The organism is Cupriavidus necator N-1, assembly GCF_000219215.1.
Lineage (GTDB): Bacteria > Pseudomonadota > Gammaproteobacteria > Burkholderiales > Burkholderiaceae > Cupriavidus > Cupriavidus necator.
In genome coordinates this window covers 3,718,327-3,744,236 of sequence record NC_015726.1, presented here as the reverse complement: position 1 = coordinate 3,744,236, position 25,910 = coordinate 3,718,327, and the positions used below count along the sequence as shown (strand labels likewise).

The window sequence follows — 25,910 nt, the reverse complement described above, 5'->3', positions numbered from 1 at the left end:
ATTGAAGCAGGAGCCTCAGTAGCTTATGGCCAAGGTATTCGTGATCGCAAACCAGAAGGGCGGGGTAGGCAAGACCACCACCACGGTGAACCTCGCCGCCGGCCTGGCCGCGCAGGACCAGCGCGTGCTGCTGGTCGACCTGGACCCGCAGGGCAATGCCTCGATGGGTTCGGGCATCGACAAACAGGCGCTGGAGCACAGCGTGTACCAGGTGCTGGTGGGCCTGGCCAGCATCAAGCAGGCGCGCCAGCGTTCCGAGACCGGCAGGTACGACGTGCTGCCCGCCAACCGCGAACTGGCCGGCGCGGAAGTGGAGTTGGTCGAGCTGGACCAGCGCGAGCGCCGCCTCAGGCAGGCCATCGAAGAGGTCAATGACGAATATGACTTCGTGCTGATCGACTGCCCGCCGTCGCTGTCGCTGCTGACGCTGAACGGCCTGTGCGCCGCGCACGGCGTGATCGTGCCGATGCAGTGCGAGTACTTCGCGCTGGAAGGGCTGTCGGACCTGGTCAACACCATCAAGCAGGTGCACGCCAACCTGAACCGCGACCTGCAGGTGATTGGCCTGCTGCGCGTCATGTTCGATCCGCGCGTCACGCTGCAGCAGCAGGTGTCGGCGCAGCTGGAATCGCACTTCGGTGAAAAGGTCTTCAAGACCCTGATTCCGCGCAATGTGCGCCTGGCCGAGGCGCCGTCCTATGGCATGCCGGGCGTGGCGTTCGATCCGTCATCGAAGGGCGCAAAAGCGTACCTGGATTTCGGCGCCGAGATGATCGCGCGCGTCAGGCAGCTGGGCTGAAGGAGAGGGCAAGCATGAGCACTGCAAAGAAAAAGGGCCTGGGCCGCGGCCTCGAAGCGTTGCTGGGCGGGCCGGCCGAAATCGTTGAATCGGTGAAGCAGGAGGGTGCACCCACGGTGCTGCGCCTGAGCCAGCTGCAGCCGGGCAAGTACCAGCCGCGCACGCGCATGGATGAAGGCGCGCTGCAGGAGCTGGCCGCCAGCATCCGCGCGCAGGGCCTGATGCAGCCGATCCTGGTGCGCCGCGTGGCCGAGCCGGACCGCTATGAAATCATCGCGGGCGAGCGGCGCTTCCGCGCGTCCAAGCTCGCCGGCCTGGACAAGGTGCCGGTGCTGGTGAAGGACGTCGCCGATGAAGCCGCGGCCGCGATGGCGCTGATCGAGAACATCCAGCGCGAAGACCTGAACCCGCTGGAAGAAGCGCAGGGCATCATGCGCCTGATCCGCGAATTCAGTTTCACGCATGAGCAGGCGGCCGAGTCGGTCGGCCGTTCGCGCAGCGCGGTGTCGAACCTGCTGCGCCTGCTGAACCTGGCCGCGCCGGTGCAGACCATGCTGATGGCGGGCGACCTCGACATGGGCCACGCGCGCGCGCTGCTGGCGGTGGACGGCGCCAACCAGATCACGCTGGCCAACCAGATCGTGAACAAGCGGCTGTCGGTGCGCGAGACCGAGAAGCTGGTGGCCTCCACGCTCAAGCCGTTTGACCTGAAGTCGCTCAAGCAGAAGGGCGCCAACAACGTGCGCGACGTGGCACGGCTGGAAGAAGAATTGTCCGATGCGCTGGGCCTGGCGGTACAGATCAAGCTGGGCACGCGCGGCAAGGGCCAGCTCACCATCCACTTCAGCGACAACGACGCGTTGGAAGGTGTGCTCGTGCGCCTGCGCGAATCCACTGAAAAGCAGAAGGTCGCCTGAGGCAAGATGCGAAGGCGCACGTAACTTCGCGTGCGCAATTCGGTGCGATTAACGGACATTGCGGCGATGACTGTTGCGTGTACGCTGCAGTGGTCGTTCCAAGGGCAGGTATACGTACGGCGTGCCCGGTAATCCCTCATCATGCGCAGGGTTCGCTGCGCAATCCAATTACGTCAAACATCATTGCTGCGCAATTTTTGCGCGGCCATCATGCCATCGTGATGGCAACCGTTGTGCACAACGCACTGCAAGGTAAATGTAAGCGGATTGACGCCAATCAGTAGTTCCCCTTAAAATCGTGCGGTTTGAATTCTGGTCGGGCCGAAAAGTTCCGGCCTGGAATGAGGCAGGCAGGTAGTGGTTCAAGACCGTCAGCAGCGAGGCGCCGGGTCCCGTCAGGAAGATGACTGGGATGACTGGAAAGAAGGCGCAGAACGTGAGGAAGAGGCTGTCGATCCGCTGTCGCACGCCGAGGCGGTGACGCTGTTTGGCGAGCGTGCGTTGCGCCCTTCGCGCATGACCCCGGGCAAGGTTGTCCTGGCGCAGGTGGTGGTTTCCCTGCTGTCGGCACTGTGCTGGGCGCTGTTCGCGAAAGAGGCGGGGCCGTATGGGTGGTCGGCGCTGTTCGGCGGCATGGTGTGCTTCGTGCCGAGCGGATTCTTCGCCTTGCGCCTGTGGCTGGCGCGCGACCGGGCGTCGGTCGGCGGGCTGGTGCTGGGTGAGGCGATCAAGGTCTTCGGCACCGTGGCACTGCTGGTGCTGGTCGTGGTGCTGTACCGGGATCTGCGCTGGGTGCCGATGCTGGTCACGTTCCTGCTGGCGCTAAAGACATATTGGGTGGTGGCCCTGGCGATGCGCTAGGCCAGCCGCTCGAAAACGGTGCTTCACCCGGAGGTGGGGCACCGAAACGGAATATCAAGAGTTTTCCGTGACGGTTTCACCGCGGGTTTCATCGCAGTGACACCGGACACGGCCAAGGTTGGACCCCGCTTGCATCGCGGTGACCGGCGAATCCGCCGAAGGCAATGCAAGACGCGTACCGGGCGTTTGCCAGACAGTGGCGGCGCGCGGCCTGAAGATTTCGCAATATACCGTTCGTATCGACATGTCTGATGCTACCCAAGGCGCCGAACACGCGCTGACACCCTCCGGCTATATCGCCGAACACTTGCAGAACTTGAACTCGGTCGGCGGCAAGCAAGCGTCGGTGGTCGATTTCTCCGTGCTCAACTACGACACGGTGTTCTGGTCCGTGCTGTGCGGCGCCATCGCCGTGCTGTTCCTGTACGTCGCCGCGCGCCGCGTCACCGCCGGCGTGCCGGGCCGCTTCCAAGCCTTCGTCGAGATGATCGTCGAGATGGTCGACGACCAGGCCAAGGGCATCATCCACGGCGACCGTTCGTGGATTGCGCCGCTGGCGCTGATGGTGTTCTGCTGGATCACCATGATGAACGCGATCGACCTGATTCCGGTCGACTGGGTCACCGGCCTGAACAGCCTGCTCGGCGTCTTCCACATTCACCTTCCCCACCACCGCGCAGTGGCCACGGCCGACCTGAACGGCACGCTGGGCATGTCGTGCTCGGTGCTGGTCCTGATGATCTACTACAGCTTCAAGATCAAGGGCACGGGCGGCTTCATGCACGAACTGTTCTCGGCCCCGTTCGGCGCCAAGTGGTACCTGGCCCCGTTCAACCTGGTCCTGAACCTGATTGAATTCCTGGCCAAGGCCGTTTCGCTCGGCATGCGGTTGTTCGGCAACATGTACGCCGGCGAACTCGTGTTCCTGCTGATCGCGCTGCTGGGTTCCATCTGGACGTTCAGCGCCGACCTGTCCGCGCTGGGCTTTGTCGGCCACGTGGTGGCCGGCACGGTATGGGCGATCTTCCACATCCTGATCGTCCTGCTCCAGGCCTTCATTTTCATGATGCTGACGCTGGTGTATATCGGCCAGGCTCACGATCACCACTGATTTCCGGTTTTTGGTTTTTTGGTTTTTTGGTTCTAAGTCTCTCTAAATTAAAGGAGTCATCATGCAAGCATTTCTCGCCAACATCCAGGGTCTGACCGCCATCGGTATCGGCATCATCATCGGCCTGGGCGCTATCGGCGCCTGCCTGGGTATCGCCCTGATGGGTGGCAAGTACATCGAAGCCTGCGCACGTCAGCCTGAGCTGATGAACCCGCTGCAAACCAAGATGTTCCTGCTGGCTGGCCTGATCGACGCTGCATTCCTGATCGGCGTGGGTGTTGCAATGCTGTTCGCCTTCGCCAACCCGCTGCTGGCTGTCATCAAGTAATTCTTTTCGGTCTGCATGATGCTGACGGGCGGCGCGGGCCACTAGCCTGGCCGCCCTTGCGCATTTATCTGTAGTTTGATTACCGAAAGGAACACACCATGAATCTGAACGCAACGTTTTTTGCGCAGATGGTCGTGTTCTTCATCCTGTGGTGGGTTGTTGCCAAATTCATTTGGCCGCCGCTGGTGAAGGCGCTCGACGAACGCGCAAAGAAGATCGCCGATGGCCTCGCCGCTGCCGAGAAGGGCAAGGCCGAGCTCGAACTCGCCAACAAGCGTGTGGACCAGGCTATGGCCGAAGCCCGCACCGAGGGTGCACAACGCGTCGCTGACGCCGAGAAGCGCGCCCAGCTGACGGCGGACGAGATCAAGCAAAACGCCCAGGCAGAAGCCGCACGCATCATTGCCCAGGCCAAGGCCGAAGCAGACCAGCAGGTTACCCGTGCACGCGAAGAACTGCGTGACCAGGTTGCCGTGCTGGCCGTCAAGGGTGCCGAGCAGATCCTCAAGCGTGAAGTGAACGCGCAGGTCCACACCGACCTGCTCAATCAACTCAAGGCTGAGCTCTAATCATGGCTGAAACCGCAACCATTGCCCGTCCCTACGCTGAGGCGCTGTTCCGCGTCGCCAGCGAATCGAGCGCAGGCAATCTGGGTGCATGGTCCGAGCTGGTGTCGGAGATGGGGCAGGTTGCTGCCAATCCCGACATGAAGGCGGTAGCCGGCGATCCGAACGTTCCCGGCAAGAAGCTGGCCGAACTGTTCCTGTCGGTGCTGAAGTCCCCGCTGAATGACGAGGCTCGCCGCTTCGTCAAGCTGCTGGTGGATAACGGCCGCCTGACGGTGATGCCGGAAATCGCCGAGCAGTTCCATGTGCTCAAGAACGCCCGCGAAGGGTCGTCGGATGTCGAGATCACCAGCGCATTCCCGCTGGAAGGTTCGCAGTTGAACGACCTGGTCGCTGCACTCGAACGCAAGTTCGGCCGCAAGCTGTACGCGAAGGTGGCGGTGGACCCGTCCCTGATCGGCGGCGTGAGCGTCAAGGTCGGCGACGAAGTGCTCGACACCTCCGTGCGTACGCGCCTGGCTGCCATGCAAGCCACGCTGACCGCCTGACCGCACCGGCCGACGGATTGAAGAATTAGGAGCATTGTGATGCAACTGAACCCCTCAGAAATCAGCGAGCTGATCAAGACCCGCATCTCGGGCCTTGGCGCTGAAGCTGAAGTGCGCAACACCGGCACGGTGATTTCCGTGACCGATGGCATCTGCCGCGTGCACGGCCTGTCCGGCGTGATGCAGGGCGAGATGCTGGAATTCCCCGGCAACACCTTCGGCCTCGCGCTGAACCTCGAGCGCGACTCGGTCGGCGCCGTGGTGCTGGGTGACTACGAACACATTTCCGAAGGCGACACGGTCAAGTGCACCGGCCGCATTCTGGAAGTGCCGGTGGGCAAGGAACTGCTGGGCCGCGTGGTCAACACGCTGGGCCAGCCGATCGACGGCAAGGGCCCGATCAACGCCAAGGAAACGGACGTGATCGAGAAGGTCGCCCCGGGCGTGATCGCGCGTCAGTCGGTGAGCCAGCCGGTGCAGACCGGCCTGAAGTCGATCGACTCGATGGTGCCGATCGGCCGTGGCCAGCGTGAGCTGATCATTGGCGACCGCCAGACCGGCAAGACCGCCGTGGCTGTCGACGCGATCATCAACCAGAAGGGCAAGGGCATGTACTGCGTGTACGTCGCCATTGGCCAGAAGGCTTCGACGATCGCCAACGTGGTGCGCAAGCTGGAAGAGCACGGCGCGATGGAATACACCGTCGTCGTGGCCGCCGCCGCTTCGGACTCGGCCGCCATGCAGTACCTGGCTGCCTACGCCGGCTGCACCATGGGCGAGTACTTCCGCGACCGCGGCGAAGACGCGCTGATCGTCTATGATGACCTGACCAAGCAAGCCTGGGCCTACCGCCAGGTGTCGCTGCTGCTGCGCCGCCCGCCGGGCCGTGAAGCGTACCCGGGCGACGTGTTCTACCTGCACTCGCGCCTGCTGGAGCGTGCCGCGCGCGTGAACGCCGAGTACGTCGAGAAGTTCACCAACGGCGCCGTCAAGGGCAAGACCGGTTCGCTGACCGCGCTGCCGGTGATCGAAACGCAGGCCGGCGACGTGTCCGCGTTCGTGCCGACCAACGTGATTTCGATTACCGACGGCCAGATCTTCCTGGAAACCGACCTGTTCAACGCCGGTGTCCGTCCCGCCATCAATGCCGGTATTTCGGTGTCGCGCGTCGGTGGTGCTGCCCAGACCAAGGTGGTGAAGAACCTGGCCGGTGGTATCCGTACCGACCTCGCCCAGTACCGTGAACTGGCTGCTTTCGCGCAGTTCGCTTCGGACCTGGACGATGCCACCCGCAAGCAGCTGGAGCGCGGCCGCCGCGTGACCGAGCTGCTGAAGCAGCCGCAATACCAGCCGCAGCAGGTGTGGCAGCTGGCCGCGTCGCTGTTCGCCGCCAACAACGGCTTCCTCGACAACGTGGAAGTGAAGGACATTCTGCCGTTCGAGAAGGGCCTGCACGACCATCTGAAGACCAAGTACGCCGACCTCATCAACCGTATCGAAGAGACCAAGCAGCTCTCGAAGGAAGATGAACCCGCCCTGCGTGCCGCGATCGAGGATTTCAAGAAGTCCGCCGCGTTCTAACCGCGCAATTCTCCGATACCGCCGCCGCGCCTGGCTAACGCCGGCGCGGCGCTGGTTCGGACGGAGAGGAAAGTATGGCCGGAACGAAAGAGATTCGAACCAAGATTAAGAGCGTGCAGAACACGCGCAAGATCACCAAGGCGATGGAGATGGTCGCCGCATCCAAGATGCGCAAGGCGCAGGAACGGATGCGCAATGCCCGTCCCTATGCCGAGAAAGTGCGTAACATCGCGGCGCACCTGGCTTCGGCCAACCCCGAGTTCAAGCACCCGTTCATGCAGGAGCGCGAAGTCAAGCGCGTCGGCATGATCGTGGTCACGACCGACAAGGGGCTGTGCGGCGGTCTGAACACGAACGTGCTGCGTGCGGTGACCAACGAGCTGAAGAGCCTGCAGGGTCGCGGCGTGGCTGTGCAAGCCACTGCCATCGGCAGCAAGGGCATGCAGTTCCTGAGCCGCATCGGCGCCAAGGTGGCCTCGAATGTGGTGCAGCTCGGCGACACCCCGCACCTGGAAAAGCTGATCGGCGCGATCAAGGTCCAGCTCGACGCATTCACCAATGGTGAAGTCGATGCGGTGTACATCGCGTACACCAAGTTCATCAACACGATGAAGCAGGAACCGATGGTTGAGCAACTGCTGCCGCTCGCCGCCGACAAGCTGTCGCAGACGGCGGAAGAGAAGCGCGCCTACTCGTGGGACTACATCTACGAGCCTGACGCGCAGACCGTGGTGGAAGAGCTGCTGGTTCGCTACGTCGAGGCGCTCGTGTACCAGGCCGTGGCCGAGAACATGGCGTCCGAACAGTCGGCGCGCATGGTGGCTATGAAGGCGGCATCCGACAATGCCAAGAACGTGATCGGCGAACTGCAGCTGGACTACAACAAGACCCGGCAGGCAGCGATCACCAAGGAATTGTCAGAGATCGTCAGCGGTGCGGCAGCGGTCTGAGGCGTTAAGAATTCAAGCTATCGGAGATACGAAATGAGTATCGGAAATATTGTGCAGTGCATCGGCGCCGTGGTGGACATCGAGTTCCCGCGCGACGCGATGCCGAAGGTGTACGACGCGCTGGTGCTGGAAGACAGCGGCGAAACGTCGTTCGCCGAAAAGGGCCTGACGTTCGAAGTCCAGCAGCAGCTGGGTGACGGCGTGGTCCGTACCATTGCCCTCGGTTCGTCGGACGGCCTGCGCCGCGGCATGCCGGTGAAGAGCACCGGCGCGCCGATCTCGGTGCCGGTGGGTCAAGGCACGCTGGGCCGCATTATGGATGTCCTGGGTCGCCCCATCGACGAAGCTGGCCCGATCGCTTCCGACGAGCGGCGCGCGATTCACCAGAAGGCGCCGAAGTTCGACGAACTGTCGCCTTCCACCGACCTGCTCGAAACCGGCATCAAGGTGATCGACCTGATTTGCCCGTTCGCCAAGGGCGGCAAGGTGGGTCTGTTTGGTGGCGCAGGCGTGGGCAAGACCGTCAACATGATGGAGCTCATCAACAACATCGCCAAGCAGCACAGCGGTCTGTCGGTGTTCGCCGGCGTGGGCGAGCGTACCCGTGAAGGGAACGACTTCTACCACGAAATGAAGGACTCGAACGTGCTCGACAAGGTGGCCATGGTGTTCGGCCAGATGAACGAGCCGCCGGGCAACCGTCTGCGCGTGGCACTTTCCGGCCTGACCATGGCCGAGAAGTTCCGCGACGAGGGCCGTGACATCCTGTTCTTCGTCGACAACATCTACCGCTACACGCTGGCTGGTACCGAAGTGTCGGCACTGCTGGGCCGTATGCCTTCCGCCGTGGGCTACCAGCCGACGCTGGCTGAAGAAATGGGCAAGCTGCAGGAGCGTATTACGTCGACCAAGACTGGCTCGATTACGTCGATCCAGGCCGTCTACGTGCCTGCGGATGACTTGACCGACCCGTCGCCGGCTACCACCTTCCTGCACCTGGACTCGACCCTGGTGCTGTCGCGTGACATTGCCGCTCTCGGTATCTACCCCGCAGTGGACCCGCTCGACTCGACCTCGCGTCAGATGGACCCGCAAGTGGTTGGCCAGGAGCACTACAACGTTGCGCGCGCCGTACAGCAGACCCTGCAGCGCTACAAGGAACTGCGCGACATCATCGCGATTCTGGGCATGGACGAACTGTCGCCGGAAGACAAGATGGCCGTGAACCGCGCTCGTAAGATCCAGCGTTTCCTGTCGCAGCCGTTCCACGTGGCCGAAGTGTTCACGGGTTCGCCGGGCAAGTACGTGCCGCTGAAGGAAACCATCCGTGGTTTCAAGATGCTGGTGGATGGCGAGTGCGATCACCTGCCCGAGCAGGCGTTCTACATGGTCGGCTCGATCGACGAAGCCTTCGAAAAGGCCAAGAAGCTCCAGTAAGCGGCGTCTTTCGCCTTCATGCGTCGTTGCGGCTGCCTTGCCGTAGTTAATCTACTGTCTGCGGCGGCCGCGCCTGGCACGAAGGCGAAATACTTGCTTCCCGGAAACGGGAAGCCAAAGCTTTCAGGAGAAAGGATCTGATATGGCAACCATTCTTGTAGACGTCGTCAGCGCGGAAACGTCGATCTTCTCCGGCCAGGCGAAGTTCGTGGCGCTGCCGGGCGAGTCGGGTGAACTGGGCATTCTGCCGGGTCACACGCCGCTGATCACGCGCATCCAGCCGGGTGCGGTGCGGATCGAGAAGGAAGACGGCAGCGAAGAGTTCGTGTTCGTTGCCGGCGGCATTCTCGAAGTCCAGCCCAAGCACGTCACCGTGCTGGCCGACACCGCTATCCGCGGTGGCGACCTGGACGAAGCCAAGGCGCGGGAAGCCAAGCGTGCTGCCGAAGAGCTGATGCAGAACCAGAGCAGCGATCTGGATCTGGCGCGCGCTCAGAGCGAGCTCGCCGTGGCGGCTGCCCAACTGGCTGCCATCGCCCGCCTGCGTCGTAAGAAGTAAGCAATTAGTCGGTTGTCGCGCTGTTGTTTTTCTGGCGCGACAATGAAAAAAGGCAGCCCATGGCTGCCTTTTTTTTGGGCGTGGCGATATGCTTTTGTCCTGCCTGGACAAAAAAAAGCGCGCGGGCCGGGGAGGCTCCGCGCGGACGGGAAAATCCCTTCGAGGGGTCAATTCGAAGGAACGGGTTCGGTCCAGGCCGACAATCAAGGCGCAACGGATATCCAATATCCGACCAGAGGCCGCAAAGGCCACGCGCTGCAACGGTCTACCTGGTGCTCCGGTCCAGCGGCGATCTGCTGGATCGGAAAATCGGTTACTGCTTCAAAAAGGCTTTCTTCACCACGCCCCTTTAAGTCTGAACAGCCTTATTCACTGGGGCGCCACACGCCGCGGACAGCGGGTGTGTCAATGCATTGTGGGGGAAACTCCCCGGCATGGCAGTAACAAAATGTATCGTTTTGCAAGAAGTTGAAAGCCAGAGGTGCCGGGATCTGGCGTGTTCGGCATATTTTCACGCGTTCACGTCACGTTAACCGCAGAAAGGTGCCGTTGCATTATCTTTAATGACGCGATTTACGTGTTCGCTCCCCCACCAATCTCTGCGTGACAATTCCGGTTACGATTCAGGACGCCTGAGGCCTTCGCGTTGCGTTTTTGCATGTCCGCGGGCCCGCCCTTGTCCACCCGGAGACGCGATGCGCCCTGAGATGCAGCAAGCCATACAAGCCATGCTGGCGATGAAGACCGTGGCCGTGGTCGGCCTGTCCGACCGCCCGGAGCGTCCCAGCCATGAGGTTGCGGAATTCCTGCAGGACCACGGCTTCCGGATCGTGCCGGTCAATCCGCGTCATGCCGGCGAACGCATTCTGGGCGAGACCTGCCACGCCACGCTGCGCGAAGCCGCCGACGCTGCCGCGGCAGCAGGCAGCCCCATCGCGTGGGTGGACATCTTCCGCCGTGCCGAGGAAACGCCCGGCGTGGTCGATGAGGCCATCGCCGTTGGCGCACAGGGTGTCTGGCTGCAGTTGGGCATCGTCAACGACCAGGCAGTGCGCCGCGCTTCCGATGCCGGCCTGCTGGCGGTGCAGGATTGCTGCAGCAAGGTCGAGCTGACGCACCAGCTCGGGCTGGACTGATTCCCGTCAGGCACCGCTTCTACGTTCCGCTTTCCCTTCAGCCGCCAACCATGGCCATCGATCCGCAACTGCTTGCCTATTACCGCCGCCTGGCGGAGCGTTACGCCAATGCGCCCGCGCCGGCCGACATTCCCGCGCAGCGGGCCCGTTTCGCCGAGATTGCGGCGGCGTCGCTGTTGCCGGATCCGCCAGGCATCACGGTGCAGGACCTGGAGCTTGCGCTCGCTGGCCGCACGCTGGGCGCCAGGCTGTTCCGCCCGGCCGGCAAGACCGCGCCGCGGCTGGTGGTCTACTTCCACGGTGGCGGCTGGGTGATCGGCTCGGCGCAGACGCACCATACGGTTGCCGCCTTGCTGGCGGCCGACACGGGCTGCGCGGTGGCCAGCGTCGACTACCGCCTCGCCCCCGAGCACGCGTTCCCTGCTCCCTGCGACGATGCTGTCGAGGCCGTGCAGTGGTTCACCGGTCAACGCCAGGCACTCGGGCTGGCGACCGACTTCGTGGCCGTGGCGGGTGACAGCGCCGGCGGCCACCTGGCGGCGCAGGCAGCGCAGCAACTCAACAGCGGCGGCGCGGCGCGGGTCGATGCGCAGCTGCTGATCTATCCCGTGACGGCGCCGGTGCTCAGCACCGAAAGCTACCGCGCTTTTGCCGACGGTCCTGGCCTGACGCGTGACGAGATGGCCTGGTTCTGGGCCCATTTCATCGGCGGCAAGGCCCTGGCGCAGGGCGCCGCCCATCCCGACCCCCGTGTGTACCTGATGGCCGCGCCGCCGGTGCGCCCGCCTGCCACCGTGCTGATGGTGGCCGCGCATGATGTGCTGCGCGACGACGGCCTGGCCTATGCCGACTTCCTGGTGCGCCACGACGCCCCGGTGATTACCATCGAGGCCGGCGGCATGACCCACGGCTTCGCGCGGCTGCAGCCCGATGCCGAACGCGCGCGCGAATGGATGCGGCGTGCCGCAGCGGCCTTCGCCGGGATGATCGACGACGTCTGAGCGGCATCCGCCCGCAGCCATCCCTTAGAATGGCGGTCTTACGAGGATGACCATGACCGCACTGCAGAACGATACCTTCCTGCGCGCGCTGCGCCGCCAGCCGACCGAATACACGCCGCTATGGCTGATGCGCCAGGCGGGCCGCTACCTGCCCGAGTACAACGCCACGCGGGCCCGCGCCGGCAGCTTTCTCGGGCTGGCCAAGAACCCGGCCTACGCCACGGAAGTGACACTGCAGCCGCTGGACCGCTATCCGCTGGACGCGGCGATTCTCTTTTCCGACATCCTGACCGTGCCCGACGCGATGGGCCTGGGCCTGTCGTTCGCGCAGGGCGAGGGCCCGCGCTTTGCGCATCCGCTGCGCACCGAAGCCGACGTGCAGAAACTGGCGGTGCCGGACATGGCGTCGCTGCAGTACGTCTTTGACGCGGTGAGCGAGATCCGCCGCGCACTGGTCCAGGACGGCCGCCAGCGCGTGCCGCTGATCGGCTTTTCCGGCAGCCCCTGGACGCTGGCGTGCTACATGGTTGAAGGTGGCGGCTCGGACGACTTCCGCACGGTCAAGGCGATGATGTACGGCCGCCCGGACCTGATGCACCGCATTCTCGAGATCAACGCTCAGGCGGTGACGGCATACCTGAATGCCCAGATCGAAGCCGGCGCACAGGCCGTGATGATTTTCGACACCTGGGGCGGGGCGCTCGCCGATGGCATGTACCAGACGTTTTCGCTGGCCTATATGCGCCGGGTGCTGGCCGGCCTGAAGCGCGAACACGATGGGCAGCAGGTGCCCGCGATCGTCTTTACCAAGGGCGGCGGCCTGTGGCTCGAGGCGCTGGCTGACACCGGCGCCGACGCGATCGGGCTGGACTGGACCGTCAACCTGGCCGAAGCGCGCCGGCGCACCGGGGGGCGCGTGGCGCTGCAGGGCAATATCGACCCGACCGTGCTGTTCGCCCCCGAGGCCGCGATCCGCGAGCAGGTGCGCGGCGTGCTGGACAGCTATGCTGCCGCCGGGGGCAGTGATGGTCACGTATTCAACCTGGGCCACGGCATTTCGCAGTTCACGCCGCCGGAGAACGTCTCGGTGCTGGTGGATGAAGTGCATCGCCACAGCCGCAAGCTGCGCGCTGAGCAGAAGTGACGGTGACAGGATGCGGTAGGCCTGGCTGCTGCTGCGGCGCCCCGCGCTGCAGCGCGCCGGCGCGCCAGCGTACCCAGTGCTGCGGGAGCCGCGCCGCCAGACCCTGTCAAGTTAACTTTTTCGCCAGCATTCGCCAAAAAGGTGCTCGGACTTGACTGGCGGCACTTGACTTATGCACACCGATAGGTTTGCCGCAGTGCGGAACAGGGTTATTCCCTAACCTATCCGGGGGATGTTTGCAAGCCTTTGATTTTTAAGGCTTTGGAAGAATTGCAAAGGAAGGTCCGATGCCGGTGGATCCCTTGTTTCTCGGGGCTTTCCGGTCAGCCAGTGCGACTTTTCAACAAAGTTATCCACAGGGGCGGTGGAATAAGTGGAAAACCAGTCATCTATCATCGACTTAGGGCCACATTTGAAGTTTTACTTTAAGTTGATGTTGCGCCGCACACTAGATTTACACCCTCATTACGCCTGCCGCCCGTTGCACAAAGGTTGCGCAAAGGCGGTGCACCAGGAAGGGCCCCATGGCGCCAATTAGCGGCGCGCTCCCACTGGTCGAGGGCAGCACGGCGGAGGGCGCCGTGATGCCGTCCGCCGCCGCCCAGCCGGTCATCCGGGTCGCGCTGGACACCCCCGCCGACGACTGCTTCGACTATCTCGCCACGCCCGAGGTCGCCCCGGGTGACCTGGTGGTGGTGCCGTTCGGCCGCCGCAGCATGGTCGGCGTGGCGGTGGCGTACGCCAACCACTCCGATGTGCCCGCCGACCGGCTGCGCCCGGTGGCGCAGCGCCTGGACTGGATGGCGCCGCTGCAGCCCGACTGGATCGAGCTGGCCGCCTTTGCCGCGCGCTACTACCAGCGCCGCCTGGGCGAAGTGATGCTGCCGGCCTTGCCGCCGGCCTTGCGTGAGGCCGAGAGCTGGTCAGGCCTGGCCCAGCGTGCCCGCACCGACGAATACCGCCTGTTGCCTGGGCATGCAGAGGCCTTGCTGGCTGCCGTGCCGCCACGCGCACGCAGCGTGCGCGCCCTGGCGCAGGCGCTGGCCGAGCGCGCCGCCGCGGCCGAGCCGCTGACGCTGGCCGACGCCCGCGTGCTGTGCGCAGCGGCACCGGCGCGGCTGGCCGAATGGCAGGCCGCCGGCTGGGTCGACGCCAGCCGCACCGCGCGCACCCTGCTGCCGGCCGGCCCCGCCCAGCCGCCATCGGCCGCGCCGCCGCTGCATGACGAGCAGCGCGCCGCGGTGCAGGCCATTGCCGAGGCCGAAGGCTTTGCGCCGTTCCTGCTGCACGGGGTGACCGGCAGCGGCAAGACCGAGGTCTACCTGCATGCGATGCAGGCGGTGCTCGAACGCGACACCCAGGCCCAGGTGCTGATGCTGGTGCCCGAAATCAACCTGACCCCGCAGTTGCAGGCTCGCATCGCGGCGCGCTTCCCGCACCTGCCGCTGGCGGTGCTGCACAGCGGCCTGGCCGACCAGGAGCGCAGCCTGCAGTGGCTGGCCGCCCACCGCGGCGAGGCCCGCATCGTGCTGGGCACGCGCATGGCGGTGATGGCGTCGCTGCCGGCGCTGGCGCTGATCGTGGTCGACGAGGAACACGACACCTCCTACAAGCAGCAGGAAGGGCTGCGCTACTCCGCGCGCGACCTGGCGGTGTGGCGCGCCAAGCAGCGCGGCATTGCCGTGGTGCTGGGTTCGGCCACGCCGTCGATGGAGACCTGGTGGCGGGCCGGGCAGGGCACTTACCGCAAGCTGGTGCTGCGCGAGCGCGCCCAGGCCGAAGCGACCCTGCCGACGGTGCGCCTGGTCGACCTGAACCACGAGCGCCAGCGCCAGCGCACGCTGTTCGAAGGCTTGTCGGTGCCGCTGCTGGAAGCCATCGACGCGCGCCTGGCGCGCGGCGAGCAGAGCCTGCTGTTCCTGAACCGCCGCGGCTACGCGCCGGTGATTGCCTGCGACAGCTGCGGCTGGCTGTCGGGCTGCCCGCGCTGCTCGGCGTACCTGGTGCTGCACCGCCCAGAGCGGCGCCTGCGCTGCCACCACTGTGGCCTGGAGGCGCCGGTGCCGCATCACTGCCCGGACTGCGGCAATGTCGACATCGCGCCGCTGGGGCGCGGTACGCAGCGTATCGAAGAGGCATTGGCGGCGCGCTTCCCGCAGGCCCGCATCGCCCGCATCGACGCAGATTCCACGCGCCGCAAGGGCAGCGCGCAGGCCATGTTCGACGAAGTCCATGCCGGCGAAGTCGACATCCTGGTGGGCACGCAGATGGTGGCCAAGGGGCACGACTTCCAGCGCGTGACCCTGGTCGGCATCGTCCATCCGGACGCGGCCATGTTCAGCCACGACTTCCGCGCCGCCGAGCACCTGTTCGCCTCGCTGATGCAGGTGGCCGGGCGGGCAGGGCGGGCCGGCCTGCCGGGCGAGGTGCTGATCCAGACGCGCTACCCGGACACCCCGGCATTGCAGGCGCTGACGCGCCACGACTATGATGGATTCGCGGCCAGCCAGTTGCGCGAGCGGCGCCAGGCCGGGTTGCCCCCGTTCTGCTACCAGGTGTTGGTGACCGCCGAGCACGGCCAGCTGGAACGGGCGCTGCAGTTCCTGGAAGTGGCGCGCCGGCATGCCGAAACCTGCGCGCTGGCAGCCGAGGTGCAACTGCACGACCCAGTGCCGATGTCGATGGTGCGCATCTTCAACCGGGAACGTGCGCAGATGCTGGTGGAGGCCACCTCGCGGCCTGTGCTGCAACGCTTTGTGGCTGAGTGGGTACAGACTTTCGCAGATGTAGGGACGGAGGCAAAAGGGGTGCGCTGGCAGCTTGAGATCGATCCGTTGCGGATCTGAGTCGGCCAGCGTGGCAAAGAAAAGGTGCAACCCTGGCATTAGGGTTTTCGATAGGGTTGCACTAGGTTGCACCTTGATGATTTTCGGGAGTAAGATCGCGCCAGCTCACAGGCTGCGGCCGGTCGCGCGCCCGTGCCTGCCGGCATGGACGAGGTAGCACCGGCGGCGGCTCCAGTCTTTCGGAGAATTGCCCGCATGGCCACCACCACTCTCGGCGTCAAGCTCGACGACGCCTCGCGCGACCGCCTCAAGCGCGTTGCCCAATCCATCGACCGCACGCCGCACTGGCTGATCAAGCAGGCCATCTTCACCTACCTCGAGCAGATCGAGCGCGGCCACCTGCCGCACGAGACCGGCGCCGCCGGTAGCGCCGACGCGGATGGCGCCGACGGAGCCGAGCTGGTCCATGGCGATGCGCCGCAGCCGTTCCTGGAGTTCGCCCAAAGCATCCAGCCGCAATCGGTGCTGCGTGCCGCCATTACCTCTGCCTATCGTCGTCCGGAAACTGATTGCGTGCCGGTGCTGCTGGAGCAGGCCCGCCTGCCGCTGCAGCAAGCCGAGGCCGCCATCAAGATGGCCAAGACCCTGGCCACGCGGCTGCGCGAGCAGAAGGTCGGCACCGGTCGCGAGGGCCTGGTGCAGGGCCTGATCCAGGAATTCTCGCTGTCGTCGCAGGAAGGCGTGGCGCTGATGTGCCTGGCCGAGGCCCTGCTGCGCATTCCCGACAAGGCCACCCGCGACGCGCTGATCCGCGACAAGATCAGCGGCGCCAACTGGCAGTCGCACCTGGGCCAGAGCCCGTCGCTGTTCGTCAACGCCGCCACCTGGGGCCTGCTGCTGACCGGCAAGCTGGTCGCCACCCATACCGAATCGGGCCTGACCAAGGCGCTCACGCGCATCATCGGCAAGGGCGGCGAGCCGCTGATCCGTAAGGGCGTGGACATGGCCATGCGCCTGATGGGCGAGCAGTTCGTCACCGGCGAGACCATCTCCGAGGCGCTGGCCAACGCGCGCAAGTACGAGGCCGAAGGCTTCCGCTACTCCTACGACATGCTGGGCGAGGCCGCCATGACCGAGGCCGACGCGCAGCGCTACCTGGCCTCTTACGAGCAGGCCATCCACGCCATCGGCCAGGCCTCGCGCGGGCGCGGCATCTATGAAGGCCCGGGCATCTCGATCAAGCTGTCGGCGCTGCACCCGCGCTACAGCCGCGCGCAGCATGAGCGCGTGGTGGGCGAGCTGTACGAGCGCCTGAAGTCGCTGACGCTGCTGGCGCGCCAGTACGACATCGGCATCAATATCGACGCCGAGGAAGCAGACCGCCTCGAGATCTCGCTGGACCTGCTGGAACGCCTGTGCTTCGAGCCCGAGCTGGCCGGCTGGAACGGCATCGGCTTCGTGGTGCAGGGCTACCAGAAGCGCTGCCCGTTCGTGATCGACTACCTGATCGACCTGGCCCGCCGCAGCCGCCACCGCCTGATGATCCGCCTGGTTAAGGGCGCGTACTGGGACAGCGAGATCAAGCGCGGCCAGGTCGACGGCCTGGAGGGATACCCGGTCTACACGCGCAAGGTCTACACCGACGTGTCGTACATCGCCTGCGCGCGCAAGCTGCTGTCGGTGCCGGACGCGATCTACCCGCAGTTCGCCACGCACAATGCGCATACGCTGTCGGCCATCTACCAGATCGCCGGCCATAGCTACTACCCCGGCCAGTATGAGTTCCAGTGCCTGCACGGCATGGGCGAGCCGCTGTACGACCAGGTGGTTGGCGCCACCGCGGACGGCAAGTTCAACCGCCCGTGCCGCATCTACGCGCCGGTCGGCACGCATGAGACGCTGCTGGCGTACCTGGTGCGCCGCCTGCTGGAAAACGGCGCCAATACCTCGTTCGTGAACCGCATCGCCGACGACACCATCTCGCTGGACGAGCTGGTGGCCGACCCGGTCGCCGTGGTCGAGGCGATGCACCGCGACGAAGGCGTGCTGGGCCTGCCGCACCCGCGCATCCCGTCGCCGCGCACGCTGTACGGCAAGAGCCGTCCCAACTCGGCCGGCATCGATCTCGCGAATGAGCACCGGCTGGCCTCGCTGTCGTCGGCGCTGCTCGCCGGCACCAGCGAACGCGCCGTGGCCGAGCCGCTGCTGGGCGCCGAGGTGCCGCGCGCTGCCGACGCCATCACCGCGCCGGTGCTGAACCCGGCGGACCACCGCGACGTGGTCGGCCATGTCACCGAGGCCAGCCAGGCCGACGTCGACGCCGCGCTGCAGGCCGCCGTCAATGCCGCGCCGATCTGGCAGGCGACGCCGCCGGACGTGCGCGCGGCCGCGCTGGAACGCGCCGCCGATCTGATGGAAGCCCAGATGCAGTCGCTGATGGGCATCATCATGCGTGAGGCCGGCAAGACCTTCTCCAATGCCATCGCCGAAGTGCGCGAAGCCGTGGACTTCCTGCGCTACTACGCTGCCGAGGTGCGCCGCAGCTTCGACAATGAGACCCACCGCCCGTTGGGCCCGGTGGTCTGCATCAGCCCGTGGAATTTCCCGCTGGCGATCTTTACCGGCCAGGTGGCCGCGGCGCTGGCCGCCGGCAACCCGGTGCTGGCCAAGCCCGCTGAGCAGACCCCGCTGATCGCCGCCGCCGCGGTGCGCCTGCTGCGCGAAGCCGGCGTGCCGGCCGGCGCGGTGCAGCTGCTGCCGGGCCGCGGCGAGACCGTGGGCGCCGCGCTGGTGGGCGATGCCCGCGTCAAGGGTGTGATGTTCACCGGCTCGACCGAAGTCGCGCGCATCCTGCAACGCAACGTCGCCGGCCGCCTGGACGCCGCCGGCCGCCCGATCCCGCTGATCGCGGAGACCGGCGGGCAGAACGCGATGATCGTCGACTCGTCGGCGCTGGCTGAACAGGTGGTGGGCGATGTCCTCAGCTCCGCTTTCGATTCGGCCGGCCAGCGCTGCTCGGCACTGCGCGTGCTGTGCCTGCAGGAAGACGTGGCCGACCGCGTGCTGGAAATGCTCAAGGGCGCCATGCAGGAACTGAACATGGCCAACCCGGACCGGCTGTCGACCGACGTCGGCCCGGTGATCGACGAAGAAGCGCGCGGCAATATCGTGCGCCATGTCGACGCCATGCGCGCCAAGGGCCGCCGTGTCCACCAGGCCGACCCCAACGCCGCGCAGGGCGCCAGCTGCCGCAACGGCACCTTCGTGCCGCCGACGCTGATTGAACTGGACAGCATCGAGGAACTCAAGCGCGAGGTGTTCGGCCCGGTGCTGCACGTGGTGCGCTTCCCGCGCGCGGCGCTGGACACCATGGTCAGCCAGATCAATGCCACCGGCTACGGCCTGACGCTGGGCATCCATACCCGCATCGACGAGACCATCTCGCACATCGTCAGCCGTGCCCATGTGGGCAACCTGTATGTCAACCGCAATATCGTCGGTGCCGTGGTGGGCGTGCAGCCCTTTGGCGGCGAAGGCCTGTCGGGCACCGGCCCCAAGGCGGGCGGCCCGCTGTACCTGCACCGCCTGCTGTCGGTCTGCCCGCAGGATGCGGTGGTACGCAGCGTGCGCGCGTCGGAAGCAGGCGGCGGCGAGGCGGCCACGCTGCGCGACGAGGCCGCAGCGGCCTTCCAGGCCTGGGCCGCGGCCGAGCTGCCGGTGGTAGCCGCCGCCTGCGAGCGCCTGGCCGCGGCATCGCCCTCGGGCCTGACCGTGACGCTGCCCGGCCCCACCGGCGAGCGCAACACCTACACCCTGCTGCCGCGCGAGCGCGTGCTGTGCCTGGCCACGCAAGAGGCCGACCTGGCCCTGCAGCTGGGCGCCGTGCTGACCGTCGGCGCCGACGTCGTATGGCCGGAAAACCCTGTCAGCCGGGGGCTGTTTGCGCGCCTGCCTAAGGGCGTACAATCGCGCGTCCGCATGGTGGCCGACTGGACCGCGGCGGACATCGCTATCGATGCGGTGCTGCACCACGGCGACTCCGACCAGCTGCGCACGGTGTGCGAACAGGTGGCAGTGCGCCCCGGTCCGATCATCGGCGTGCAGGGCCTGGCGCAAGGTGAACCGAATATCGCGCTCGACCGTTTGCTGATCGAGCGCTCGCTCTCGGTCAACACCGCGGCCGCGGGCGGCAATGCCAGTTTGATGACGATCGGCTGAGGCAACCCTCGGACGTCGTCATGTCGAAGCGCGCAGCGGTGGCGGCGATCCCGCCCCGTTGCGCACAGGAAGCAAGGCGCGGCACTGCCAGGCCGCGCCAATATAACTGCCGGCAACGGCACCACATCGGCACCATTTGGGACCCAAGGAGATCTGATGAACTCGACATTCCACAAGACGGCAATGACCGTTGCCCTGACCCTGGCTGGCCTGACCGCCGCCTCGGCCGCGTTCGCGCAGGCCCAGGAAATCAAGCTGGGCTTTGCCGGCCCGATGACTGGCGGCCAGGCGCAGTACGGCAAGGACATGCAGAACGGCATCGTCCTCGCGATCGAGGACATGAACGCCACCAAGCCCAAGATCGGCGGCAAGGAAGTCAAGTTCGTGCTGGTCTCCGAAGACGACCAGGCCGACCCGAAGACCGGTTCGGTGGTGGCGCAGAAGCTGGTGGATAACGGCATCCAGGGCATGCTCGGCCACTTCAACTCGGGCACCACCATCCCGGCGTCGATGGTCTATAACCGCGCCGGCATCCCGCAGATCGCCATGGCGACCGCGCCGGAATACACCAAGCAGGGCTTCAAGACCACCTTCCGCATGATGACCTCCGACACCCAGCAGGGTTCGGTGATCGGCGCCTTCGTGGTGAAGAAGCTGGGCGCGAAGAACATCGCTATCGTCGATGACCGCACCGCCTACGGCCAGGGCTTGGCCGACGAGTTCGAGAAGGCCGCCAAGGCCGCCGGCGGCAAGATCGTGCGCCGCGAGTTCACCAACGACAAGGCGGTGGACTTCAAGGCCGTGCTGACCAACATCAAGCGCAGCAACCCGGACATCATCTTCTACGGTGGCGCCGAGACCCAGTCCGCGCCGATGGCCAAGCAGGTCAAGGAACTGGGCATGAAGGCCCCGCTGGTGTCGGGCGAAATGTCCAAGACCGACAACTTCCTGAAGCTCGCCGGCCCGGCTGCAGAAGGCACCGTGGTGTCGCTGGCCGGCCTGCCGCTGGACCAGATGCCTGGCGGCTCCACGTATGAGAAGAAGTACGAGAAGCGCTTCGGCTCGAAGGTGCAGACCTACTCGCCGTACGCCTATGACGGCGCCACCGCGATGATGTCCGCCATGGTCAAGGCCGGGTCGACCGATCCGGTGCGTTACCTGCCGGTGCTGGCCGCTACCAATATGCAGGGCGTGACCACCAAGATGCTGGCGTATGACGCGCGTGGCGACCTGAAGGATGGTGGTATCACTGTCTATAAGGTGGTGGGTGGCAAGTGGACGGTGCTGGAGACGGTTGGCGGGAAGTAAGCTGCTGGCTGTTGTTGCTGGTTATGGGGGACGCCGCCTTTTGGGTGGCGTTTTTCCTTTTGGGGGGGATGGCGCCACGGCGCCAAGCCCCCAAACAATTCCGTATCTCCCCCGTTGGCGCATAATCCCGCACTCGCACATTTTTTCAATCCATAGGAGCAGTACGTGTCCGAGCAGGAAGCCAGCTACGACCACGCCATCGGGCTAGCCAACCAGGGGCGCTTCACCGAAGCCCTGCAGATTGCCGACCAGCTGTCGCAGGCCCGCCCCGAGGTGGTTGATTTCGTCACGCTGCGGGCGCGGCTGCACTTTGACAACGGTGACGCCAACGCCGCGCTGGCGGTGCTGGACGAGGCGCTGGCGCGGCTGGACACGCAGCCGCTGCAGCCGCCGCACCGCTGGGCCTCGCGCGGGGTGATCGCGCACCGCTACGGCGCCATGCTGATGAGCCTGGGCCGCGATGCCGAGGCGCTCCCGTGGCTGCATGAGGCCGCGCAACGCAGCGGCCTGCTGACGGGCGAATGGGCCGCGCATTTCCACGCCGGCCTGGCTGCCCTGCGCATGGGCGACATGGCCGCCGCGGCGCGTTACTGGCATGACCTGATGGTCCGCAATCCCGACCTGGGCGCCGACGACATCGCACCGCTGGTGACGGACTACATCGCCCGGGCCGAGGCCGCCGGCGTGCCGGTGGAGCCGCTGATGCGCGTCTGCCTGGGCCGCGTGGCGCTGGACAACCCGCATCTGCTGGAGCTCGATCCCGCCGCCGGTGACACCGTGGCCGCCGACCAGGCCGCCCGTGTGCTGGCCGAGCACCCTGACCACCCCGAGGCGCGCCGCCTGCGTGCACCGCTGCGCCACGGCGTGGGCGACGTCCAGGGGGCACTGGACGACCTGGCGGTCTACCTGCGCCAGGTACCCGACCCGCAGAGCCAGGTACGCGAACTGGCCTGGCGCCACCAACTGGCGCAGCGCGCCGACAGCACCCAGCCGGCCGATCGCGAGCCGTGGCTGCGCTTCACGCTGACTGACCAGTCCGACGACGGTGCTGGCTACTACCGCGCCGCCATGGCGCTGGGCGAGTTCATCGACGAGGTGCCGGCCGCCGAGGCCGCGCTGCGGCCGGTGCTGGTGCAGGCCGGCCGTGCCGGCGTGGCGCGCTTCGACCAGTACTTCGCCACCGGCCAGGGCGATGCCGCGGGGCACGGCGGCAATGCCGACCCGCATGTCTATTCGCTGCTGTGCCGGCTGTTGTCGCGCAGCCTGCCGGCCGACGCCGCGCACGTGGACGAGCGCATCGCGCTGCACCAGCAGGGCATGGCCGCCAGCGAGTTCATCGACCACTGGATCGACCTGCTCGACTGCCACGCCGACGCGGGCCAGCACCAGAAGGTGGCCGAGCTGGCCGGCGAGGTGCTCAACCGCTACCCGCTGGAGCGCAATCCGGCCGACGTGACCTGGGCCTTCAGCCGCATGATCGCGGCCTGGAAAGCCATGGGCGGCGCCGAGCCGACCGAGGCCGCGCGCGCCGCGATGATGCATATGGATGCCCGACTGGATGCGCTGCCGGTGGAAGCCCGCAGCGAGGCCGCGCACCCGATGGCGCATGCGCGCGCGCACTTTGCCGCGCTGCTGCAGGCGCAGGTGGCCGGCATGGACGAGCACGACCGCACCGATGCCCTGGCCGAGATCGAGGCCCAGCAGCGCCGCGCGCTGCTGGTGGAGGACGCCTGGCTGTACAACCGCTTCGGCCAGGTCTGGCGCGACGTGGGCGAGCCCGAGCGCGCGCTGCCGCTGTTCGAGCAGGCCGTGGCGCTGACCGAGGGCGATCCGCTGGACCAGGCCGGCCCGCGCGTGCAGCGCGGACTGGTCCACAACGCAGCGCGGCGCCACGATGCCGCGCTGGCCGACTTTGTCGCCGCCTTCGCCGTGCGTGACGACTGGGATGCCGAGGTGTACCTGCGTGCCGTGCAGTCGGCGCTTGGCCTGGACCAGCGTGAAACCGCGCTGGGGTATTTCGAGAAGGCCCGTGCCCGCAGTGCCGCGCAGGGCTCGACGCGCACTTTATACGCACAGGTGGAAGCCGCGCTGAAGGCAACCCGGCCGATGTGGAAAGTCTGGGGCGTCTGAAACGACGCTCCGGACCCGCGAACGGTCTGACTATGTAAGGGATGTAAAAAACGCCATCTGTAGATGGCGTTTTTTACATGCAGATGACAGAAGTTGTGCGCGTGTTTTGTGCGGTGTCGGACAATCACTGACATGGATTGTGAAGTGCTTACATTACCATGTCGCCATGAATGGACTGAGCCAACTTTTTCCAAGCCTCCCGCTCGCGCCCGGCGGCCTGTTCTGGGTCGGGCTGGCGCTGGTCGGCGCCGGCCTGGCCGGTGAGCTGAGCCGGCGCTGGCTGCGCTGCCCGCGCATCGTCGGGTATGCCGCGGCGGGGCTTTGCGCCGGCATGCTGGGGCGCAGCATCGTCGACGAGAACATGATCAACCAGACCCGTATCCTGATCGATATGGCGCTGGCGCTGGCCTTGTTCGAACTCGGGCATCGCCTCTCGCTGACCTGGCTGCGCGCCAACCGCTGGCTGCTGCTGACCAGTGCCTTTGAAAGCCTGCTGACCTGGGGCCTGGTGGCGGCGGTGCTGCAATGGATTGGCGCCTCGCCCGGTGTGGCGATCCTGGCCGGCGGCATCGCGGTCAGCACCTCGCCCACCATCGTGCTGCAGCTCAAGAATGAGTTGCGCGCCGACGGCCAGGTCACTGAGCGCCTGATGGCGATGGCTGCGCTCAACAGCATCTACGCCGCCGCCATCGTGCAGGTCGCCACCGGCTGGCTGCATTCGGAATACGGCAACCTGGGCGCGGCGCTGCTGCATCCGCTGTACCTGCTGGTGGGCTCGTGCCTGCTGGCATGGGTGGTGGGCAAGCTGGGCCATGCCATCTATGACCGCATGTCGGCCGACGATCACTACAGCTTCCTGGTGCTGGTGGGCCTGGTTCTGTTCACGCTGGCGCTGACCCGGGTACTAAAATTGTCGATGCCGCTGACGCTGATGCTGGCCGGTGTCGTGTTCAAGCACCAGGACAACCAGCCGCATGTATGGCCGCCGCATTTCGGCAGCGCGGGCAGCCTGCTGATCATCGTCATGGTGGTGTCGCTGGGCTTGCCGCTGACGGCACAGGACTGGGCCGTGGGCGGCGTCTACGCTATCGCGCTGGTGGTGCTGCGCCATGTGGCCAAGCTGGCGGGAGTGGTGTCGCTGGGCTCGTTCTCGGGCCTGAGCCTGCGCCAGTGCATGGCCCTGGGGCTGGCGCTGGCGCCGATGTCGGGCCTGGCATTCCTGCTGATGCATGACGTGGCGCGCCTCTACCCCGGTACCGGCCAGCCACTGGCGGCCATCATCCTGTGCGCGCTGGCCATCGAACAACTTTTCGGTCCGGTGATCGCGGCCTGGGCGCTGCGCTACGCAGGCGAAGTCCGCGTCGACATCCGGGCCAATGGAGGAGGGCGCTGATGTCGCTCGAACCGTTCAAGCACTCAGAAGCGCTGACTTTCGGCGTGGAGCTGGAACTGCAGCTCGTCAACCGGCATGACTATGACCTGGCGCCATTCGCGCCCGACCTGCTGCGCGCGCTCAAGGGCGCCGAGCATGCCGGCGACATCAAGCCGGAGATCAGCCCGTCCATGATCGAGATCAGCACGGGGATCTGCCACAGCTACCAGCAGGCGCTGGAAGAACTGACCGTGATGCGCGACCTGATGGTGGCGGCCTCGCGCTCGCTGAACCTGGGCATTGCCGGCGGCGGCACCCACCCGTTCCAGCAGTGGGCCGACCGTACCATCTCGGATTCGCCGCGCTACCAGTACATCTCCGAGCTGTACGGCTACCTGGCCAAGCAGTTCACCGTGTTCGGCCAGCATGTGCATATCGGCTGCCCCAGCGCCGACGAATCGCTGTTCCTGCTGCACGCCATCGGCCGCTATGTGCCGCACTTTGTGGCGCTGGCGGCATCCTCGCCCTATGTGCAGGGCGTGGATACCGGCTTTGCCTCGGCGCGGCTGAATTCAGTCGCGGCCTTCCCGATGAGCGGGCGTGCGCCGTTCCTGCTGACATGGGACGCCTTCACCGCGTATTTCGAGAAGATGCGCAATACCGGCGTGATCGAGAGCATGAAGGACTTCTACTGGGATATCCGGCCCAAGCCGGAGTTCGGCACCATCGAGGTCCGCGTGATGGACACGCCGCTGACGGTGCAGCGCGCCTGCGATATCGCCGCCTATATCCAGATGCTGGCGCGCTACCTGCTGCTGTCGCGTCCCTTCATGCCGCAGGAAGACGATTACCTGGTGTACACCTTCAACCGCTTCCAGGCCTGCCGTTTCGGGCTGGAGGGGGAGTACGTGCATCCCAACGAACTGACGCGCATGCCGATCGCCGACCATATCCTGTCGATCTGCGACGCGCTGGTGCCGCACGCCGAGGCACTCGGCTCGCTGGAGGCGCTCGCCAATATCCGCGCGCTGGCCGAGCGCCGCGACGGCGATGCCGAGTGGCTGCGCCAGGTCGATGCCGATGCGCGCAGCCAGCGTGAAACGGTGCGCAAGGCGTGTGACCGGTGGGCTGCCTGAGCCTGCGCCGGGCTGCCCCTGT

Annotated in this window: 20 protein-coding genes; all 20 read left to right on the top strand. The window is 66.0% G+C overall.

Annotation, left to right across the window (positions count from 1 at the left end; genetic code table 11):
• The first annotated feature begins 25 nt into the window (after nucleotides 1–25).
• Nucleotides 26–799: a ParA family protein gene (locus CNE_RS17585; protein ID WP_013958393.1), complete on the top strand. Its 774-nt coding sequence runs from the start codon at nucleotides 26–28 to the stop codon at nucleotides 797–799.
• A 14-nt stretch (nucleotides 800–813) separates the two neighbouring features.
• On the top strand, nucleotides 814–1,716 hold the full coding sequence (locus CNE_RS17580; protein ID WP_013958392.1) for a ParB/RepB/Spo0J family partition protein: 903 nt from the start codon (nucleotides 814–816) through the stop codon (nucleotides 1,714–1,716).
• A 357-nt stretch (nucleotides 1,717–2,073) separates the two neighbouring features.
• Complete coding sequence (locus tag CNE_RS17575; protein ID WP_013958391.1) at nucleotides 2,074–2,577, top strand: ATP synthase subunit I; 504 nt, start codon at nucleotides 2,074–2,076, stop codon at nucleotides 2,575–2,577.
• A 244-nt stretch (nucleotides 2,578–2,821) separates the two neighbouring features.
• Nucleotides 2,822–3,688, top strand: coding sequence for a F0F1 ATP synthase subunit A (gene atpB, locus CNE_RS17570; RefSeq protein WP_026201048.1), 867 nt, complete (start codon nucleotides 2,822–2,824; stop codon nucleotides 3,686–3,688).
• A 61-nt stretch (nucleotides 3,689–3,749) separates the two neighbouring features.
• Nucleotides 3,750–4,016 carry a F0F1 ATP synthase subunit C gene (atpE, locus tag CNE_RS17565; RefSeq protein WP_013958389.1) on the top strand — a complete coding sequence of 89 codons (267 nt, stop codon included), beginning with the start codon at nucleotides 3,750–3,752 and terminating at the stop codon, nucleotides 4,014–4,016.
• A 98-nt stretch (nucleotides 4,017–4,114) separates the two neighbouring features.
• Nucleotides 4,115–4,585, top strand: a complete 471-nt coding sequence (locus CNE_RS17560; protein ID WP_013958388.1) for a F0F1 ATP synthase subunit B — start codon at nucleotides 4,115–4,117, stop codon at nucleotides 4,583–4,585.
• A 2-nt stretch (nucleotides 4,586–4,587) separates the two neighbouring features.
• Entirely contained in the window at nucleotides 4,588–5,130 is a 543-nt protein-coding gene (locus CNE_RS17555; RefSeq protein WP_013958387.1) for a F0F1 ATP synthase subunit delta, read from the top strand.
• A 39-nt stretch (nucleotides 5,131–5,169) separates the two neighbouring features.
• Nucleotides 5,170–6,711 (top strand): F0F1 ATP synthase subunit alpha, encoded by a 1,542-nt coding sequence (gene atpA, locus CNE_RS17550; RefSeq protein WP_013958386.1) that lies wholly within the window; start codon nucleotides 5,170–5,172, stop codon nucleotides 6,709–6,711.
• Between the two features lie 74 nt (nucleotides 6,712–6,785).
• Nucleotides 6,786–7,661, top strand: coding sequence for a F0F1 ATP synthase subunit gamma (atpG, locus tag CNE_RS17545; RefSeq protein ID WP_013958385.1), 876 nt, complete (start codon nucleotides 6,786–6,788; stop codon nucleotides 7,659–7,661).
• Nucleotides 7,662–7,694: 33 nt separating this feature from the next.
• Entirely contained in the window at nucleotides 7,695–9,098 is a 1,404-nt protein-coding gene (gene atpD / locus CNE_RS17540; protein ID WP_013958384.1) for a F0F1 ATP synthase subunit beta, read from the top strand.
• Between the two features lie 142 nt (nucleotides 9,099–9,240).
• Nucleotides 9,241–9,657 carry a F0F1 ATP synthase subunit epsilon gene (locus tag CNE_RS17535; protein ID WP_013958383.1) on the top strand — a complete coding sequence of 139 codons (417 nt, stop codon included), beginning with the start codon at nucleotides 9,241–9,243 and terminating at the stop codon, nucleotides 9,655–9,657.
• A gap of 695 nt (nucleotides 9,658–10,352) precedes the next feature.
• Complete coding sequence (locus tag CNE_RS17530) at nucleotides 10,353–10,793, top strand: CoA-binding protein (protein ID WP_013958382.1); 441 nt, start codon at nucleotides 10,353–10,355, stop codon at nucleotides 10,791–10,793.
• Between the two features lie 50 nt (nucleotides 10,794–10,843).
• A complete protein-coding gene (locus CNE_RS17525) occupies nucleotides 10,844–11,794 on the top strand; it encodes an alpha/beta hydrolase (protein ID WP_013958381.1) in 951 nt (316 codons plus the stop codon).
• Nucleotides 11,795–11,846: 52 nt separating this feature from the next.
• Nucleotides 11,847–12,938, top strand: coding sequence for a uroporphyrinogen decarboxylase (gene hemE, locus CNE_RS17520; RefSeq protein ID WP_013958380.1), 1,092 nt, complete (start codon nucleotides 11,847–11,849; stop codon nucleotides 12,936–12,938).
• A gap of 524 nt (nucleotides 12,939–13,462) precedes the next feature.
• A complete protein-coding gene (locus CNE_RS17515; protein ID WP_013958379.1) occupies nucleotides 13,463–15,784 on the top strand; it encodes a primosomal protein N' in 2,322 nt (773 codons plus the stop codon).
• A 195-nt stretch (nucleotides 15,785–15,979) separates the two neighbouring features.
• A complete protein-coding gene (gene putA / locus CNE_RS17510) occupies nucleotides 15,980–19,942 on the top strand; it encodes a trifunctional transcriptional regulator/proline dehydrogenase/L-glutamate gamma-semialdehyde dehydrogenase (RefSeq protein WP_013958378.1) in 3,963 nt (1,320 codons plus the stop codon).
• A gap of 156 nt (nucleotides 19,943–20,098) precedes the next feature.
• Entirely contained in the window at nucleotides 20,099–21,250 is a 1,152-nt protein-coding gene (locus tag CNE_RS17505; RefSeq protein ID WP_013958377.1) for a branched-chain amino acid ABC transporter substrate-binding protein, read from the top strand.
• 165 nt (nucleotides 21,251–21,415) lie between these two features.
• Nucleotides 21,416–23,380 (top strand): tetratricopeptide repeat protein, encoded by a 1,965-nt coding sequence (locus CNE_RS17500; RefSeq protein ID WP_013958376.1) that lies wholly within the window; start codon nucleotides 21,416–21,418, stop codon nucleotides 23,378–23,380.
• Nucleotides 23,381–23,546: 166 nt separating this feature from the next.
• Nucleotides 23,547–24,773, top strand: coding sequence for a cation:proton antiporter (locus tag CNE_RS17495; protein ID WP_013958375.1), 1,227 nt, complete (start codon nucleotides 23,547–23,549; stop codon nucleotides 24,771–24,773).
• Nucleotides 24,773–25,888: a YbdK family carboxylate-amine ligase gene (locus tag CNE_RS17490; protein ID WP_013958374.1), complete on the top strand. Its 1,116-nt coding sequence runs from the start codon at nucleotides 24,773–24,775 to the stop codon at nucleotides 25,886–25,888. The genes CNE_RS17495 and CNE_RS17490 overlap by 1 nt, the downstream gene beginning before the upstream one ends.
• Nucleotides 25,889–25,910: the final 22 nt, after the last annotated feature.

Coding starts and splice junctions, on each gene's coding strand:
- CNE_RS17535 (WP_013958383.1), top strand. CDS start 9,241: ATGGCAACCATTCTTGTAGACGTCGTCAGCGCGGAAACGTCGATCTTC.
- CNE_RS17490 (WP_013958374.1), top strand. CDS start 24,773: ATGTCGCTCGAACCGTTCAAGCACTCAGAAGCGCTGACTTTCGGCGTG.
- atpE (WP_013958389.1), top strand. CDS start 3,750: ATGCAAGCATTTCTCGCCAACATCCAGGGTCTGACCGCCATCGGTATC.
- atpD (WP_013958384.1), top strand. CDS start 7,695: ATGAGTATCGGAAATATTGTGCAGTGCATCGGCGCCGTGGTGGACATC.
- CNE_RS17525 (WP_013958381.1), top strand. CDS start 10,844: ATGGCCATCGATCCGCAACTGCTTGCCTATTACCGCCGCCTGGCGGAG.
- CNE_RS17495 (WP_013958375.1), top strand. CDS start 23,547: ATGAATGGACTGAGCCAACTTTTTCCAAGCCTCCCGCTCGCGCCCGGC.
- CNE_RS17560 (WP_013958388.1), top strand. CDS start 4,115: ATGAATCTGAACGCAACGTTTTTTGCGCAGATGGTCGTGTTCTTCATC.
- atpG (WP_013958385.1), top strand. CDS start 6,786: ATGGCCGGAACGAAAGAGATTCGAACCAAGATTAAGAGCGTGCAGAAC.
- CNE_RS17580 (WP_013958392.1), top strand. CDS start 814: ATGAGCACTGCAAAGAAAAAGGGCCTGGGCCGCGGCCTCGAAGCGTTG.
- CNE_RS17555 (WP_013958387.1), top strand. CDS start 4,588: ATGGCTGAAACCGCAACCATTGCCCGTCCCTACGCTGAGGCGCTGTTC.
- CNE_RS17530 (WP_013958382.1), top strand. CDS start 10,353: ATGCGCCCTGAGATGCAGCAAGCCATACAAGCCATGCTGGCGATGAAG.
- CNE_RS17505 (WP_013958377.1), top strand. CDS start 20,099: ATGAACTCGACATTCCACAAGACGGCAATGACCGTTGCCCTGACCCTG.
- CNE_RS17585 (WP_013958393.1), top strand. CDS start 26: ATGGCCAAGGTATTCGTGATCGCAAACCAGAAGGGCGGGGTAGGCAAG.
- putA (WP_013958378.1), top strand. CDS start 15,980: ATGGCCACCACCACTCTCGGCGTCAAGCTCGACGACGCCTCGCGCGAC.
- hemE (WP_013958380.1), top strand. CDS start 11,847: ATGACCGCACTGCAGAACGATACCTTCCTGCGCGCGCTGCGCCGCCAG.
- atpB (WP_026201048.1), top strand. CDS start 2,822: ATGTCTGATGCTACCCAAGGCGCCGAACACGCGCTGACACCCTCCGGC.
- CNE_RS17515 (WP_013958379.1), top strand. CDS start 13,463: ATGGCGCCAATTAGCGGCGCGCTCCCACTGGTCGAGGGCAGCACGGCG.
- atpA (WP_013958386.1), top strand. CDS start 5,170: ATGCAACTGAACCCCTCAGAAATCAGCGAGCTGATCAAGACCCGCATC.